Source organism: Bradyrhizobium jicamae (genome assembly GCF_018130215.1).
Lineage (GTDB): Bacteria > Pseudomonadota > Alphaproteobacteria > Rhizobiales > Xanthobacteraceae > Bradyrhizobium > Bradyrhizobium jicamae_A.
Window position 1 is genome coordinate 137,602 of the sequence record NZ_JAFCKQ010000012.1, and the last position, 14,819, is coordinate 152,420.

Here is a 14,819-nt window from a genome sequence, read left to right on the forward strand (position 1 = left end):
CCGTTTTCCGGCCGAGAATGCGGCGATCTGGTGATCTCCCATCGAGGGGAACGCGTGGGGGCACCGAACCTCGCCGATCCCGGCGTCTCCGACAGGTTTGACACAATAATTCAACAGCGTAGCCGCGGCAGCTAGCCCCTTCCTCGCAGGTCCTGCTATATGGCCCGAAGTGGCACTTTGCTTCTTCGATGAGTTCTCATGACCAGAAAATCCGGCTCGGCCATCTCGAATTTTCAATGGGCCGCAGCGGCACAAATCGGGCGGGTTGGGCTTTCGCTGATCGGCATAACGATCCTCGCCAGAATTCTTCCAACATCGGACTTTGGCCTGTTGGCCATGGCCACCATTGTCACAAACTTCGCGTCGATCATCCGCGACATGGGGACGTCGGCTGCGGTGATCCAGAGAAGCGAACTCTCGAACGAACTGCTGGACACCGTATTTTGGTCGAACGTCCTGTTTGGCGTGTTGCTGGGCGGAATTGTCGCACTGACGTCGCCGCTCACCGCGCGGGCATTCCACGAGCCGGCCATCCAGCCGCTGCTGATGTATCTGTCGCTGGCGTTTCCACTTGGCTCGTCCGGCGCGCCGCATTTGGCATTGCTCGAACGCGGCAGTTGGTTTCGGAGCATTGCCATCATTGAGATTTTCTCGACGACATGCGGCGTTGTCACCGGCGTTGTCGCGGCCATGCACGGGGCCGGCGTGGTCAGCCTGGTTTTGCAGACCCTGATCGGAACGGCACTGTCGTCGATCCTATTCTGGGCCGTGTCAGGATGGCGTCCGACCGGACACTGGAGTCGCGCGGAATTGCTGGGGATACTTGGATTCAGCGGCAATCTGGTCGGGTTCAACATCATAAACTACTTTTCCCGGAACGCTGACGGGATGCTCATCGGTCGCGTTCTCGGTCCGGTTGAACTTGGTGTGTACAACATCGCGTACCGGATCATGCTGTTTCCACTGCAAAATCTTACGTTCGTCCTGAACCGGGCGTTCCTGCCGATCTTCAGCGGTCAGCAGCATAATCCCGCCTTAATAGGCAGGAATTACTTGCGGGTGCTGCAATTCATTTGCGTCATCACGGCGCCGATGATGTTTGGGTTGTGGTCGGTTCGAGAGCCATTCGTTCTTGTCGTGTTGGGCGAGAAGTGGCGCGCGTCGTTCCCGATCATTGGGTGGCTTGCTCCGACCGGGTTCCTTCAATCCGTCGTGTCGACGACCGGCACAGTCCTGATTGCGACGGGAAAGACCTGGCTTATGCGCAACCTCGGAATGGTCTGTGCGGTGATCTACGTGCTGTCCTTCGTAATCGGCTTGCCAAACGGAGCGGTTGGTGTAGCAAGAGCTTACTTCGCGGCCAACCTTGTCACATCGGCGATCTATCTTCACTATACACTCGCTCAGGTTGATCGTAGATTGATCGACGTGGCGGCCACGCTGTGGCGGCCGCTGTTGGCCGCAATGATCATGTCGGCGCTGATCGTTGCGGCAGGGAATCTGATTGTGCCGGCGGACGCGAGTGCGGTGCTCAAGTTGGTGTGCCTGGTGCCGGTTGGTGCAGTGATCTACTGTGTGCTCCTGATGGTTGGAGCCCGCGACATTGTCGCGGAAATGCGGGCCGTCATCTTGAAGAAGGCCTGACGAGTCAGGGCGAGGGAAACATGGCCTTGAGAGGGCGCATCAAGCAACTCATTCACAGGTTGGACGCCGGCAGTCGCTCGGCGAGCATGGAATCGGTGTATCAGCGCATCTTCGAGCGCGACCTTGCCTCGATAAACTCCGCTGGTATCCGGTTTTATCCGGTCGGGTCTGCTGCGAATTATGGCCTGCTCTACATCCTGCTGAGGGCTGCGCTGGACTATCCTCTCGGCGAGGTCCTGGAACTGGGCGCCGGCCAGACATCGCTTCTGCTGGATCTGATGAAGAAGGCCGGCGTCCTGAAATCGACCGTCCGGACCCTGGAGCACGACAAGACGTGGGCGGACCGCATTTCCGCGTCGGTCTCGCACGAGGTCATCACAACCACGCTGGTTCCGAGGTGTTGGCACGAGCGGCGCTTCATGGGTTACGACTTCTCGCCCTTGCCGAAAAGCACGGTCGAGTTGCTGATCGTCGATGGGCCTCCGGCCGGGCAGGCAGCCAACCGGTTCGCCCGCCTCGGCGCGGTCGATCTGGTCGAATGGATCAATCCGTCACGATTTATCATCGTGGTCGACGATGCTGAGCGGGACGGCGAGCTGTTGCTGGCAAATTCGATTCAGGCGCTCCTGAAGGACAAGAACATCGCCCACAAATGCGGCGGCGTCTTTTCCAACAAGACTCAGATCGTGATTGCGGGCGGCGACTACGTGGGCGCAGCCTATTATTGAGCGGCTGCTCGCCGGCGCGCGACAAACAACTTCTCTCCGCGCATCAGTCCGTGCATTACGACCGGCGATCCTTCGGCCGTGAATTCGTCAATCTCGAAGCCGGCCTGCCGGACGCGATCGCGAATGTTGGATCCGTAGTAGCGGACGTGATCCTTCTGGCCGAAATGTATTTCACGATCGTCAGGCGCGACCACTGAAGGGTTCTCGTAAGTCTCGGACCAGCCTTCGATGACCGGGGTCATCAGCAGCGCTACGCCGTTGTCCGTCAGTATTCTGCGCATTTCGCCGAGCGCGGCGCGGTCGTCGACGTGTTCAAGGACGTGCGAGCAGAGGATGAGATCATAGCAACTGTCTGGGAGATCGATCTTCTCGATGTTGAGCTGAAGATCGTAGCCGGGACAGATGTCAGTGGTAACGTATTTGCCGGCCAGCGGACGCACCAGGTTCGTGACCGTCGTCTCCGGTGCAAAATGAAGAATGCGCTTGCCGACGACGTCGCCCTTGTTTTGATCAAGCCAGAGCTTGAGAAGACGATGGCGTTCGAGCGACCTGCAGTGCGGGCACATGGCTTCGGGGCGCATCGGCCAGCCGAACGGCCTGAACAGGTCGTCGCGGCCGCAGATATTGCAGTTCCTCTCCACCGGGGCCGCTCGTTCGACGAGTGACCTGATGGTGAAGACAAGGACTTGGGCACGCCATCTCGGCAACGGCGGAAGGACGTGCGCGAGCAGTCGTGAAACAGAAGCCATGATGATCAACACTGGGAACGAGGGACGAATTTAATTCGCAACCGATTGTCGGCCGGACGGCGGACCCATGTCAAGCAACGCTGCGATCGTGCCCGGCACGGGGTAAAGCGCCAGTTCGCGCAGCGATAATTGCGTTGATCGCTCGCGAGGTCGCGCACCGGGATTTGCGCAGGAACTGAGATGTGGCGCGCATCAGGGCGCCGGCTGGTTCTCGACGGGCCTTTCGTTGGGCTCCACAGCCAGCAAACTGATGCCGACGCGCGCTGGCTTTGGCGGAGCGTCTTCCCGGCGCAGCAGGAACAGTGCCTTCCAGTCGCGCGTGTGGCCGAACTCGATATAGCGATAGCTCAACGCGCTCAGCGCAAGGATCAGCAGCGTGAACGGCGCCGCCAGTCGTAGTGTGTCGGCAAGCGTCGACGTTGCCGGCGGGATCATGTCGTTCATCACGATTCCGTGCCATGCATAAATGCTGTAGCACATGCAACCAAGCACCTGCAGCGCCCAGGTTTCGAGCACTGCTCGAAGCAGTCTGCCGGCCGACAGGCTGCAGAAAAGCAGCGTTGCAAATGCCATCGAAAAGAGCACGTTGCCGAACACTCGGCCGCCGAGCCATGGCGAATTGTGCATCAGGTACAGGGCCAGTCCGCCCAGCAAAACGGCCGACATGAGCGCCACCGAGTTGTGGATCGGGCGGCGGCTCGCAGCTTCGGATTGCCGCACGTACAGGTCGCAGACCAGCATGCCCAGTACGAATTCATAGCAGGTGCCGAATATGCCGTTGACGAATGGACGGAAGGTACCGACGTGGGGAACCGGAATCGAACTGCCAACGAACATAAAGAATGCGCTCGCGGCGACCGTCGCGGTCACGACTGTCGCAATCCCCCATCGACGGATCGCCATGATCAGCAGAGGAAACAGCAGGCTGAACCAGATTTCTACGCCGACCGACCATAGCACGATGTTGGACGGCGGCATGAAGCCGTAAGGCGAGAACACAAACAGGGTCGAAAGCAGGCCCGAAGCCTCGAGCATCCAGCCGCGCGAGCCGATGGTGGTTTGTGCATGCAGCGCGAGTGAAACCAGAACGACGATGTAGTAGAGCGGCAGGAGCCGATGGGCCCGATGCAGGTAGAACGACCAGACATCAGCGCCTGCCTCGATTCTGCGACGTCCAAGTCGGTAGGGCAGGTAAAGCACGAAGCCGGACAGAACAAAGAAGATATGCACGCCGAGCCACGCATCGGCGATGAACGCCGAGAAAATGCCAGCTGCGAGCTGACCGGGATGCATTGGATTGGAGCCGGCGAAGGGAATGAAGAGATGGTGCAGCACCACCATCAAGATGGCGATGCCGCGCAAGCCGTTTACGACCCCAATCTTGGCACCGGTACTGGCCGGATGCTGCGTCACGAGTTCACAACCTCGGAATTGGACGGTTCAAGGTAACGAACGCAATTCCAGGCGCTCTCACGATGGTCGTTCGCGGCTGCCACCGGCCATGGAGTGCGCGATTGCGTCACTCCATGGGGCAGAGGGGCAAAGGGCGCTAGGCCGCGGCCGCCCTGGTCGAGTTTCTACGCACTTGCCGTTCGATCCACTCATAGGTCTTCTCGAGACCGGAGCGCAGAGGGGCCGAAGGCTTCCAGCCAAGCTTCTGCCCGATCAGCCGGTTGTCCGAATTACGGCCGCGCACGCCGAGCGGACCCGGGATATGCTTCTTGTGAAGCTTTTTCCCTGCGATATCGGCCACGATATCGACGAGCTGATTGATGGTGACCATCTCCTCGGAGCCCACGTTTACCGGGCCTTCGAAGTCCGATCGCGTCAGTCGGATCGTGCCCTCAAGGCATTCGTCGATGTAGAGGAACGAGCGCGTCTGGGTTCCGTCGCCCCAGATCTCGATCTCGCCGCCGCTGGTCGCCTGGGCAACCTTTCGGCATACCGCTGCGGGAGCCTTTTCCTTGCCGCCGTCCCAGGTGCCTTCGGGGCCGAAGATATTGTGGTAGCGCGCCACGCGATTGCGCATGGCGTGGTTGCGATTGTAGGCGAGGTAGAGCCGTTCGGAGAACAGCTTTTCCCAGCCATACTCGCTGTCTGGCGCGGCCGGGTAGGCGGAGTCCTCGGCGCAATTGGGATTGTTCGGGTCCTTTTGATTGTGCTCGGGGTACATGCAGGCCGACGAGGAATAGAACATGCCGCGCACGTTCCGCTTCTGGCAGACATCGAGCATGTTGAGATTGATCGTCGCCGAATTGTGCATCACGTCGGCATCATGCTCGCCGGTGAAGATATAGCCGGCTCCGCCCATATCTGCTGCGAGCTGATACACCTCATCAAATCTGCGGTCCGCAATCTGCCGACAGAACTGCTGATCGCGCAAATCCCCGATCACGAAATCGTCGGCTTCGGTTTCCGCAAATGGTGGGAATTTGAGATCGACGCCACGGACCCAGAAGCCTTCGCGCTTCAGGCGCTTTACGAGGTGCCCCCCGATGAAGCCACCAGCGCCGCAAACCAGGGCAGTCTTAGTCATGAAGTTCCCTTTCTCGCATCTCTTGCACGGATAGCATACTGGAATACCATTTCAAAACGGTCCGTGACCCGCATGATGTCGTAATTGTTCAAGGCAAATTTCCTACCACTTTCGGCTGCGCCGACGCGTAGGGCATCATCATCCATCAATTGAACCGCAGAACGCAGGAAACCCGTTTTGTCGCTCGGATCGACCACCAAGCCTGCTCCATGCTTCCTCACCACCTGAGATGCGAGATTCTCGGCCGGCGCGGCGAGCAGTACCGGGCGTTGAGCGCAGAAATATGACTGCACCTTGGACGGCACGGAAAACATGCCGGCATCTGGTTCGATCGTTGCAACCGTCACATCCGACGTCGCGAGAACTTTCGGCAAATCGTCGAAGGGTTGCAGCGGCAGCAGGATCAAGTTGTCGATTCCCTGTTCGCGCTTCGCACGCTCGAGGTCGGAAACTCCCACGCCCTGGCTTACAACCACGACGTTAGCACGTCCCTTGACCTCCTTGGTGAGATCAATCAGAAGTTGAGGATTGTGCTTCAGCGCGAGAGTGCCGGAATAAAGGAAATTGAATGTGTCGGCAAGCCCGTGCCGTCGCGACCAGTCGTTGTTCTTTTGCAGCGGTGAAATTTCGTTCAGTGTGCCCCAGTTCTCGATCGTGAAGACCTTCTCATCGCCATCGACCCATTTCTTTGCCACGTCGACAAACGCTTCCGTGATCACGACAATGGCGTCGGAATTGGCAAACTGCCCGCGTTCGAGAAACGTGTAGTAGGCGCCGACCGCCGCACCGACGGTGCCCATTTTCTTTTTCAACAGCTTCGTAACTGCGATGCTGTAGAAGTCCTGAACCCAGAACACGAAGGCCGCGCCGCTCTTGCGCGATGCCTTCACGATCGAAGTCTGAGATTCCGTCGGCGTGTTTCCGGAGATGACCAGGTCGGGCTTCAGTGTGCGAATAAGGCTTGCGACTGCCTTCCCGTACGCCACATCGTCAAACCGCCGCCGCACGAACGATGTCTTGTCGTATGCACGCGGCAGACTTAAGCCCTTGAAGGACAGGTTGGCGGGGTCGGAGGGCGACCGCTCAAGCCGTCCCTTTGGGCCGTGATCGCCGTGAAAATAGGCATGGGTGACCTGATGACCTCGTGACGCGAGTTCGCGGCTGAGATCAACCTGGAATGGATGACCGGCGTAGTCGTGAACCAGGATCTTCACAGGGTACCTGCCCGCCACGGCGGCTAATTCATTGTTTGATATGCGAAGATTCATGGCCCATCACCTGCTGATTGTCTATCCGGGGCTGTGTTAACCGTTAATAGCGGCGGTTTTTGAACAACTTGGCAGGTGCAGCAACTTTTCTCGGGCGTTCGGCCGAGCCTGCGCAAATTAAGCAAAATTGTATCTCGCCTTCCATTTTGGCATTTGACGCTTGATTCCGAGTTCCGCCTGCGGCTAGCGTCCTGCAGCCTGGTCCGGCCACCCGATACTGACAGCCATTATTTCGTCTCTGGCCGACGCAACCAATGTGCCAGAATTCTCCGACGAGGGCATTGTGCGATTTAGGGCATTGCTTGGAGCATTGCTGGTCTGGCAGGCGGCGATCGTGCCGGCATTGGCCGACCCGATGACGATCGAGTTCTCGTGGCGCGGAGCGCAAGGCTGCGTGACGCTTTTTCCGAACCCCGAAATCCGCTTCCGCAACGTGCCATCCGATGCCAAACTGGTCGTGTTGACCCTGACGCAGGGGAACAGGGAATTGGGAGGGCAGGAAGTCCCGATGCCGGTAAACGGCGTACTGCCTCCGGCCAGCATTCGAACATATGCACCTTGTGGTCCCGCCGTGTATCAATTTACGGCGGTAGCAAAATCCAACACCGGCAAGATCCTCGCGGAGGCTCGGCAGGCACGCTTCTATCCAAGCGATGATCTGGTGCCGGAGAAACCCTCACAGAGTAGCGACAAATAACTCGTCAAATCCGGTCAGGCGTCTGATCGGTGCAGCCCATCCTCCCGACGAGTCGGCGACTGGAACTGGCGGGGCGCTCGATGATTGAGTCGCCGCAGGATGCGTCGCATCAGGCCGGCCACCAGCCAGATCAGAGATGCAATGCCCGTTTGAAATCGTCCGCGTGTGAGACTGGTCAATAGTTCAAGCGCGTGACGAAACTGCCTCTGCTCAATTGCACGCAGCGCCAACGAGCACGCCAGAACCGCCTCACCACGCGCAAATTGACCCGCCAGTTCCGGATGGGCTGCGATGAACTCGGTCTCGATCAATCGACGAGACCGCATCATTTGCTGGAAATCATCGGACATCGAGCCTGCCGAAATTCGATATCCGATGAGATATTCAGGCACCATCGCAATTTCGTGCCGCTCCGCAATTTGCAGATAGAGCTTCCAGTCCTCGCAACCCTGTGCGCCGCGTGCGCGGAGGGTTTCGTCAAAACCACCGGCAGCGATCAAGGCCTTGCGCTTGATCAGGGCATTGCTGCCGCTGATGATGACGTTGCCCAGGCACATCTGTCTGAAGATGCTGCCTTCGAGCCGCGTAGGCGGAGCTGCCCCAGTCACGTTGCCGCTGTCACTGATCCAGCAGCACCAGGCATAGACAAGTGCAGTGTCCGGGCTGCTTGTCTCAAACCGCGCGATCTGCTGGGCAAGCTTGGTCGGCCACCAGAGATCGTCCGCATCAAGAGTCGCGATGAAGTCGCCCGTTGCCTCCGCAATTCCACGGTTGCGCGCCGAAGCTACGCCTCCATTTTGCTTGTAGACGTACCGAACCCTTGGATCACTGCTTGTGAGGGTCGATGCAACTGCGCTGGTGCGATCGGTAGAGCCGTCATCGACGATGATGACCTCGATGCGACGATAAGTTTGGTTCAGTGCGCTCAACACGGTTTCGCGGATCGTGTCCGCAGCGTTGAACGCGGGAACGATCACTGAAACGAGCCCACTACTGAGAATACGCGATGAACCCACGACGTTATCTTAATGCTTAATCGCAATTTGAACTGTACTGACGGATACGAAACGCTAAAATTTAGCCGGAAGTTAGTGGTATTACAGCCCGTCTCCGAAAATATCGTAAATTATAATTCATTACAAAGGGTTAGTCCATTGTTGGGTCGAGCAAGACAAGTCATGGTGACGGGCGGTGCCGGATTTCTCGGTTCCCATTTGTGCGAAAAATTGATTTCTTTGGGGCACGAGGTGCTCTGCGTCGATAATTTCTATACCGGCACGAAGAGCAATCTCGGCGCATTGTTGGAATGTTCCCGCTTCGAATTGCTTCGGCACGACGTTACGTTTCCCCTGTACGTCGAAGTCGATCAGATTTTCAATTTGGCCTGCCCGGCGAGCCCGGTTCACTATCAGTACGATCCGGTCCAGACGACCAAGACCAGCGTTCACGGTTCGATAAATATGCTTGGCCTGGCCAAGCGAGTGAAGGCGACGATCCTGCAGGCGTCAACCTCGGAAGTCTACGGTGATCCCGAAGTTCATCCGCAGCCCGAGGACTATTGGGGGCGGGTCAATCCGATTGGGCCGCGATCCTGTTACGATGAAGGCAAGCGTTGCGCGGAAACCTTGTTCTTCGACTATCGAAGGCAACACAAACTCTCGATCAAGGTTGCGCGGATCTTCAATACCTACGGACCAAGAATGAAGCCGAACGACGGGCGCGTCGTTTCGAATTTCATTGTGCAGGCTCTCAGCAATCGGCCAATCGCGATCTATGGCGATGGAAGCCAGACGCGGTCGTTCTGCTACGTCGATGATCTGATCGATGGCTTGATCCGGTTGATGGATACGCCTGACGAAGTCACGGGACCGATCAATCTTGGAAATCCGACTGAGTTCACCATCATGGAACTGGCCAAGCTTGTCATCGAATTGACCGGGTCGAGGTCGGCGATCGAATTCAAGCCGCTTCCTGCCGATGACCCGAGACAACGCCAGCCTGACATAACGCGGGCGCGAGAAACACTGGCCTGGTCTCCGTCCGTACCGTTGCGTGATGGCCTGATCAAGACGATCGCGCATTTCGAAGACCTGCTCAGGGAAAGCGCGGTCGCTTGATGAAAACGGTTCTGGTAACAGGGGGGGCGGGCTACGTCGGCTCGCACTGCTGCAAAGCGTTCGCCCAAGCCGGCTGGAATGTCGTCGTGCTCGACAATCTCTCGAGGGGATGGCGGGACGCGGTGCGCTGGGGACCGCTGATCGAATGCGATATTCGTGACGAACCGCGGCTTCGCGCCGCCTTGCAAGCGCACCAACCCGACCTTGTCGCCCACTTCGCGGCGAGGGCTTATGTGGGTGAGTCGGTGGCCGATCCTGCGCTGTATTACGCCAACAATACTGCAGGCACGCTTGCGCTGCTTGAGGCCATGCGCGCTACCGGTGGCCGGCATCTGCTGTTCTCGAGCACCTGCGCAAGCTACGGTATCCCGCGTACTCTGCCGCTCGACGAAGCGCATCCGCAGACACCGATCAATCCGTACGGCTGGTCGAAAATGATCATCGAACGGATGTTGGAGGATTATGGCCGCGCCTATGGCCTGGCGTCGGTCTCCCTGCGCTATTTCAACGCCGCCGGCTGCGATCCGGACGGAGAAATCGGGGAGCGGCACGAACCCGAAACGCATGCCATCCCGCTGCTGATCGAAGCCGCACGTGTGCCGGATCGCCCGTTTACGGTGTTCGGAAACGATTTCCCGACGCCCGATGGAAGTGCCATCAGAGACTATGTTCACGTCAACGACCTGGCCAGCGCACACGTGCACGCAGGAGAAATGATCGTCGACCGTGGTGGGACGCACGTCTTCAACCTGGGTACCGGAGTCGGAACCAGCGTGCTCGAGCTGATCGGAGCGGTGAAGCGCGCAGCGGGGACTGATCCAGTTGTGCAATTCGGCCCGCGGCGCGAGGGTGATCCGCCGGTGCTCGTCGCTTCCTACTCCAAGGCGGAGCGAGAGCTCGGCTGGCGGCCGCAACGTTCGCAGATCGATTTCATCATCGAGACTGCGCTGCGATGGCGTGATGGTCGGGTTGGCCGGTGAGCGACGCAGACGATCCTGTATCGGTGGTCGTACCTGCCTACAACGCGGAGCGCACCATCGGCGAGACTCTGCTGAGCATCAGATCGCAGACTCATGAAAATCTTGAGATCATCGTCGTCGATGACGGATCCACCGATGATACCTACGGACGGGCTCGCGAGCACAGTGTTGCGGACAGCCGCGTCAAGATCGTTCAGCAGCCGAACCTCGGTGTTGCCGCGGCACGAAATCGGGGAATAGCGGAAGCCCGATTTGACATCATTGCGCCGATCGATGCGGATGATCTATGGCGGCCGACCAAAATATCCCGGCAGCTTGAGGTGCTGAGAAGCGGCGGTCCGCAGCTAAACCTCGTGTACACGTGGAGCGCGCATATCGATCAGAGTAGCAAGGTCGTCGGACTGGACAGCCGTCCGAGCTTCACTGGCGACGTCCTGTCGGTGCTTTGCTACGGGAACTTCGTGGGAAACGGAAGCACTGCGCTCATGCGCAAGGCTGTCGTGCAACGCCTCGGTGGCTACGATTCATCCTTGAGATCCCGCCAGGCCCAGGGTTGCGAGGACTGGGGTCTCTATCTGCGAATTGCGAGAGCGGGGCATTTCGCGGTGGTGCCGGACTTTCTGACCGGCTATCGTCTGGCGCCGGACGCGATGTCCCGGAATATCGACCAGATGCTGAGATCAGACGCACTCGTGCGCGCGGAGGGTCTTGCCCTGTACCCAGAATGCGAAAGGCAGATTCGATTGGGGCGGCTATCCTACATCGAATGGATGTTCCAACGCGAGCTGAAGGCTCTGAACTGGCCTGGTTGCCTGAAGCTGTTGCGGCTTGTGTTTGCCGCTGACGACACGCGACCGCCTTCCTGGTGGCAGTCGGCGAAATGCATGCTTCGCATGGCAGTCGATTCCGTCGCCATCAATCCGCTCCTGTCGAAGGAGGCAGGGCAACTCGAGGCACGGGCTTTCATCACAGGGAGCGAGTGCTCGCGGACTTCGAATGGATTGGTAAAAGACTAGGCCGGTGTCATGATCACGAGCATACTTCGATCTCTTGTCGGTCGGTTCAACAAACTGGATGTCATTCAGTTCGGCCTCCGAGGCATGCTGTTGCCGTCCAAGGTGAAGCATCTTCACGGACCGATCGAGATCGGCGGCGATGCCAACGACGTGATCGTCATCAGCGTCATGCGAAATAGCGAAGCATGGCTGAAATCGTTTCTGTTCCATCATCGCAGGATGGGCGTGAGGCATTTCGTGATCATCGATAATGGATCGACTGATGCCTCGGTAGGGCTCCTGTCGCAGCAGCCGGACGTAACCTTGCTGCAGACTGACGCGCCGTATCATGCGTATGAGAATACGATGAAGCGATATCTCGCGGAGCGCTTTTGCAGCAGTCGCTGGTGCCTGTGCGTCGATGCCGATGAGCGATTCGATTTTCCGGGGTCGTCCAGGATCGGTCTCACGTCACTGATCAACTATTTGAGCAGCCGCGGCTTCAATGCAGTCGTGACGCAGATGCTCGATATGTTTAGCGACCGTCCCATCTCGGATGCACGCATCGACGGGGATGGCGAACTGATCGAGCAGTATCCATTCTACGATCTTTCCGACATCGCCAAGACACCATACCAATTCGGGAGGGTGTCGAATCCGGCGATCATGACGCATCGTGGCGGCATCAGGAAAACGGTCTTTGGAACCAATAACGGTCTTTCGAAAGTGTCCCTGTTCCTGATGGACGGAAAGATCAAACCGTTCATCGCGTGGCATCATGCCTTGCATGCGCGCTTGGCGGATATTTCTTGCGTTTTGTTGCACTTTCCGTTCACCGAGTCATTTGGAGCCAAGGTTGCTGAGGCGGTAAGAAGCGGAAGGTATGGTTACCTGACAACCGACGAGTACGTGTCGTACCTGGACGGTTTCCAGCAGCGGCCGCGGTTGACCCTCAAGCGGGACTCCGCGGTGCGATTCGCGCGCGTAGACGAATTGCTCGGTAACGGCTTTCTGGTCGCTTCCGACGATTATCGGCGCTGGGTGATCGATCATGCCGAGCGACGATCGGCGACGACCGATGTTTCGCCGGCGTGATTGGACGGGGCACGCTGCTGCAAGCAAAGCACTGAACCGGCGGCGGGCCTGGGTTACTGCGCTTGTCTTGACGTCGGTTGTCGGACACCGTTCAGCTCTGCCGCAAACGACATATTCCGGCTGGCAGCCAGTTCCAGCAGTGGGCCGCTCTCGACCAGCGTTCCGCGATCGATCACAACGCCATCGTCGCAAAATGCGAGCGTCGAGGCATGGTGGCTCACCACTATGGTGGTCGGTTGCCATCCGCTGTCGCGAACGAGTGAAAGGATCGCGGCCTCGGACAGGCCGTCGATGGCATTTGTTGCTTCGTCGAGAATCAGGATGTCGGGTCGGCGTAGAAATGCGCGCGCGAGACCGACGCGTTGGCGTTGCCCTCCCGACAGGCCCAGTCCGCGCGTACCAACCCGTGTCTGATAGCCGTCGGGCAGATCGTCGATGAACTCGTGAATGTCGGCCATTCGGGCAGCCTCGACGATCGCATCCAGCGCTGCGCCGGGCTCGCCGTACTCGATATTTTCCCGGATGGTGCCGTCGATGAGATCGACGTCCTGTCCGGCCAGGCCGAGATGCGCCCGCCAGCTTCTCGGATCGAGTTCGTTCAGCGGAACACCATCGATCAATATCCGTCCCTCGTCAGGCTCGATGAGACGGCAAAGGAGGGCAACCACGGTGCTCTTGCCCGAGCCGGATCGGCCAATTAACGCCGTCGTACGGCCCCGCTCCAAGGTGAAGCTGAGTTGATGGAGAGCTGGCGCCTTGCCGGCCGAACCGTAAGTGAAGCTCACCCTGTCGAACACGATCGGTCCGGAAAGCCTCGAAAACGAGAGCGCGCCGCGCGGAGGAGCGGGCTTGCCGGAAGGGTCGAGCAACCACTCGACCTCCCTGACGGATCCTTCCGTGGCGGCAAGGGCTATGTTGGCGCCGCTCAGGCCGCGGATCAGTGGTTGGAAACGATAGAGGACAACCATGAACGCGAACAGGATCGGGAATGACGTACCCGCGAGATGGGCGCCGATCAACAGCCCAATGAACAGCACCGCCAGCGCCACTTCGAGCATCGACCAGGCGATTGCGGACAGTCGCTCGATCTCAAATAGCGACCGGCGCACACCCTCGGAAGCAACGGCGAGATTCCGGTGCTCCTGCTCCTCCTGATTGAAGACGTGTATGGCGCGGATCGCATCGATGGTGCGCACCATGCGTTCAGCAAGGTGCACGTTCGACAAGGATACCTCGTCGCTCATTGTCTGCACACGCCGCACGAAGTTGACTTGAATCGTGCGGATCACCACGGCGCCGGCCACCACGATGAGGGTCAGCTTCCAGTTGATGATCAGGAGAAGGACAGTAAAGACGAGCGCTGAGATGGCGTCGACCAGGATCTTGAAGCGCGTACGCAGCGCATCGGAGACGCGCCAGGCCTCGGTTGACAGGATGTTCAAAAGTCGAGCGCGACCTTCGTCAAGAAAGAACGGAAAGCCGACGTTGAACAGCTGGAGCGACAGCGCTGACCGAATGTCGTTTCCCGCGCGGCCATCGACCCACGCGATGAACATCGTGTTGATGGCCTGGATGAGGCTTTTTAGAACTACGAAGCCGAGGATGACGACCCCGAACACGACGAGCCGCGTGTTGGGGTCGGTCGTGCCGGCCAGTCGAATGGTCGTCGCCAGCAGGCCGGTGGGCTCAGTCGGCTGGGTAGCGAGGAGTGTTCCCATCAACGGGATGAGCAGCCCGATGCCCAGGCCCTCGAGCGTGGTCGCAAGAAAGCTTAGCAGCGCGACCACGGGGACCGCCCAGGCGTAGCGCCGGGAAACCGCCCAGAGCGGGCTGCCCGCGACTCCGGGCCAGAAGGCGCGCAGGATGCGATTGATCAAGTTAACTGTCCTGGCACGGTGAGATTGGCTGCAGGTTGTCCTATCGGTATGATATGCATAGTATTTTTGATCTCGAGTAAATCTTGGAAAAGAGTACCGGCTCCGGTGCTCTATTGAAATAGCAGAGCAGGCT

At 58.8% G+C, this 14,819-nt stretch carries 13 protein-coding genes; 7 read left to right on the forward strand and 6 right to left on the reverse strand.

Translation table 11 applies throughout. The annotated features are described in order from the left end of the window. Window positions 1–198: 198 nt before the first annotated feature. Window positions 199–1,644 (forward strand): MOP flippase family protein, encoded by a 1,446-nt coding sequence (locus tag JQ586_RS16295; protein ID WP_212395606.1) that lies wholly within the window; start codon window positions 199–201, stop codon window positions 1,642–1,644. A 20-nt stretch (window positions 1,645–1,664) separates the two neighbouring features. Continuing rightward, on the forward strand, window positions 1,665–2,372 hold the full coding sequence (locus JQ586_RS16300) for a hypothetical protein (protein WP_212395607.1): 708 nt from the start codon (window positions 1,665–1,667) through the stop codon (window positions 2,370–2,372). On the opposite strand, the gene JQ586_RS16305 is transcribed toward JQ586_RS16300, so the two are convergent. The 4 genes from JQ586_RS16305 to JQ586_RS16320 form a co-directional block, all read right to left on the reverse strand. Further along, on the reverse strand, window positions 2,366–3,121 hold the full coding sequence (locus JQ586_RS16305; RefSeq protein ID WP_212395608.1) for a methyltransferase domain-containing protein: 756 nt from the start codon (window positions 3,119–3,121) through the stop codon (window positions 2,366–2,368). The two genes, JQ586_RS16300 and JQ586_RS16305, sit on opposite strands and share 7 nt — an antisense overlap. Window positions 3,122–3,313: 192 nt before the next feature. After that, complete coding sequence (locus tag JQ586_RS16310) at window positions 3,314–4,534, reverse strand: acyltransferase (protein ID WP_212395609.1); 1,221 nt, start codon at window positions 4,532–4,534, stop codon at window positions 3,314–3,316. Window positions 4,535–4,670: 136 nt separating this feature from the next. Further along, window positions 4,671–5,657 carry an NAD-dependent epimerase/dehydratase family protein gene (locus tag JQ586_RS16315; protein ID WP_212395610.1) on the reverse strand — a complete coding sequence of 329 codons (987 nt, stop codon included), beginning with the start codon at window positions 5,655–5,657 and terminating at the stop codon, window positions 4,671–4,673. Further along, window positions 5,654–6,925, reverse strand: coding sequence for a glycosyltransferase family 4 protein (locus JQ586_RS16320; RefSeq protein ID WP_212395611.1), 1,272 nt, complete (start codon window positions 6,923–6,925; stop codon window positions 5,654–5,656). Before JQ586_RS16320 ends, JQ586_RS16315 begins: the two co-directional genes overlap by 4 nt. Window positions 6,926–7,181: 256 nt before the next feature. Here JQ586_RS16320 and JQ586_RS16325 point away from each other — a divergent pair, with 256 nt between their 5' ends. Continuing rightward, the gene (locus JQ586_RS16325; RefSeq protein ID WP_212395612.1) at window positions 7,182–7,622 is read left to right on the forward strand and encodes a hypothetical protein; all 441 of its coding nucleotides are present in this window, start codon (window positions 7,182–7,184) and stop codon (window positions 7,620–7,622) included. Window positions 7,623–7,636: 14 nt separating this feature from the next. Here JQ586_RS16325 and JQ586_RS16330 read toward each other — a convergent pair whose 3' ends face one another. Further along, a complete protein-coding gene (locus tag JQ586_RS16330) occupies window positions 7,637–8,599 on the reverse strand; it encodes a glycosyltransferase family 2 protein (RefSeq protein ID WP_212395613.1) in 963 nt (320 codons plus the stop codon). Between the two features lie 201 nt (window positions 8,600–8,800). On the opposite strand from JQ586_RS16330, the gene JQ586_RS16335 reads away from it, so the two are divergent. From JQ586_RS16335 to JQ586_RS16350, 4 genes are read left to right on the forward strand one after another with little or no spacing between them, the layout of a single operon-like run. Beyond that, window positions 8,801–9,739 carry a UDP-glucuronic acid decarboxylase family protein gene (locus JQ586_RS16335; protein WP_212395614.1) on the forward strand — a complete coding sequence of 313 codons (939 nt, stop codon included), beginning with the start codon at window positions 8,801–8,803 and terminating at the stop codon, window positions 9,737–9,739. After that, window positions 9,736–10,719: a UDP-glucose 4-epimerase GalE gene (gene galE / locus JQ586_RS16340; RefSeq protein ID WP_212395615.1), complete on the forward strand. Its 984-nt coding sequence runs from the start codon at window positions 9,736–9,738 to the stop codon at window positions 10,717–10,719. Before JQ586_RS16335 ends, galE begins: the two co-directional genes overlap by 4 nt. After that, a complete protein-coding gene (locus JQ586_RS16345; protein WP_212395616.1) occupies window positions 10,716–11,735 on the forward strand; it encodes a glycosyltransferase family A protein in 1,020 nt (339 codons plus the stop codon). The genes galE and JQ586_RS16345 overlap by 4 nt, the downstream gene beginning before the upstream one ends. Before the next feature lie 9 nt (window positions 11,736–11,744). Continuing rightward, complete coding sequence (locus JQ586_RS16350) at window positions 11,745–12,809, forward strand: glycosyltransferase family 2 protein (protein WP_212395617.1); 1,065 nt, start codon at window positions 11,745–11,747, stop codon at window positions 12,807–12,809. Window positions 12,810–12,862: 53 nt separating this feature from the next. Here the strand turns inward: JQ586_RS16350 and JQ586_RS16355 are convergent, their stop codons facing one another. After that, window positions 12,863–14,686 carry an ABC transporter ATP-binding protein gene (locus JQ586_RS16355; protein WP_212395618.1) on the reverse strand — a complete coding sequence of 608 codons (1,824 nt, stop codon included), beginning with the start codon at window positions 14,684–14,686 and terminating at the stop codon, window positions 12,863–12,865. Window positions 14,687–14,819: the final 133 nt, after the last annotated feature.

What these genes read in the sequence shown, in the direction of transcription:
- JQ586_RS16350 (WP_212395617.1), top strand. Translation starts at nt 11,745, where the DNA reads ATGATCACGAGCATACTTCGATCTCTTGTCGGTCGGTTCAACAAACTG.
- JQ586_RS16335 (WP_212395614.1), top strand. Translation starts at nt 8,801, where the DNA reads ATGGTGACGGGCGGTGCCGGATTTCTCGGTTCCCATTTGTGCGAAAAA.
- JQ586_RS16295 (WP_212395606.1), top strand. Translation starts at nt 199, where the DNA reads ATGACCAGAAAATCCGGCTCGGCCATCTCGAATTTTCAATGGGCCGCA.
- JQ586_RS16300 (WP_212395607.1), top strand. Translation starts at nt 1,665, where the DNA reads ATGGCCTTGAGAGGGCGCATCAAGCAACTCATTCACAGGTTGGACGCC.
- JQ586_RS16320 (WP_212395611.1), bottom strand. Translation starts at nt 6,925, where the DNA reads ATGAATCTTCGCATATCAAACAATGAATTAGCCGCCGTGGCGGGCAGG.
- JQ586_RS16305 (WP_212395608.1), bottom strand. Translation starts at nt 3,121, where the DNA reads ATGGCTTCTGTTTCACGACTGCTCGCGCACGTCCTTCCGCCGTTGCCG.
- JQ586_RS16315 (WP_212395610.1), bottom strand. Translation starts at nt 5,657, where the DNA reads ATGACTAAGACTGCCCTGGTTTGCGGCGCTGGTGGCTTCATCGGGGGG.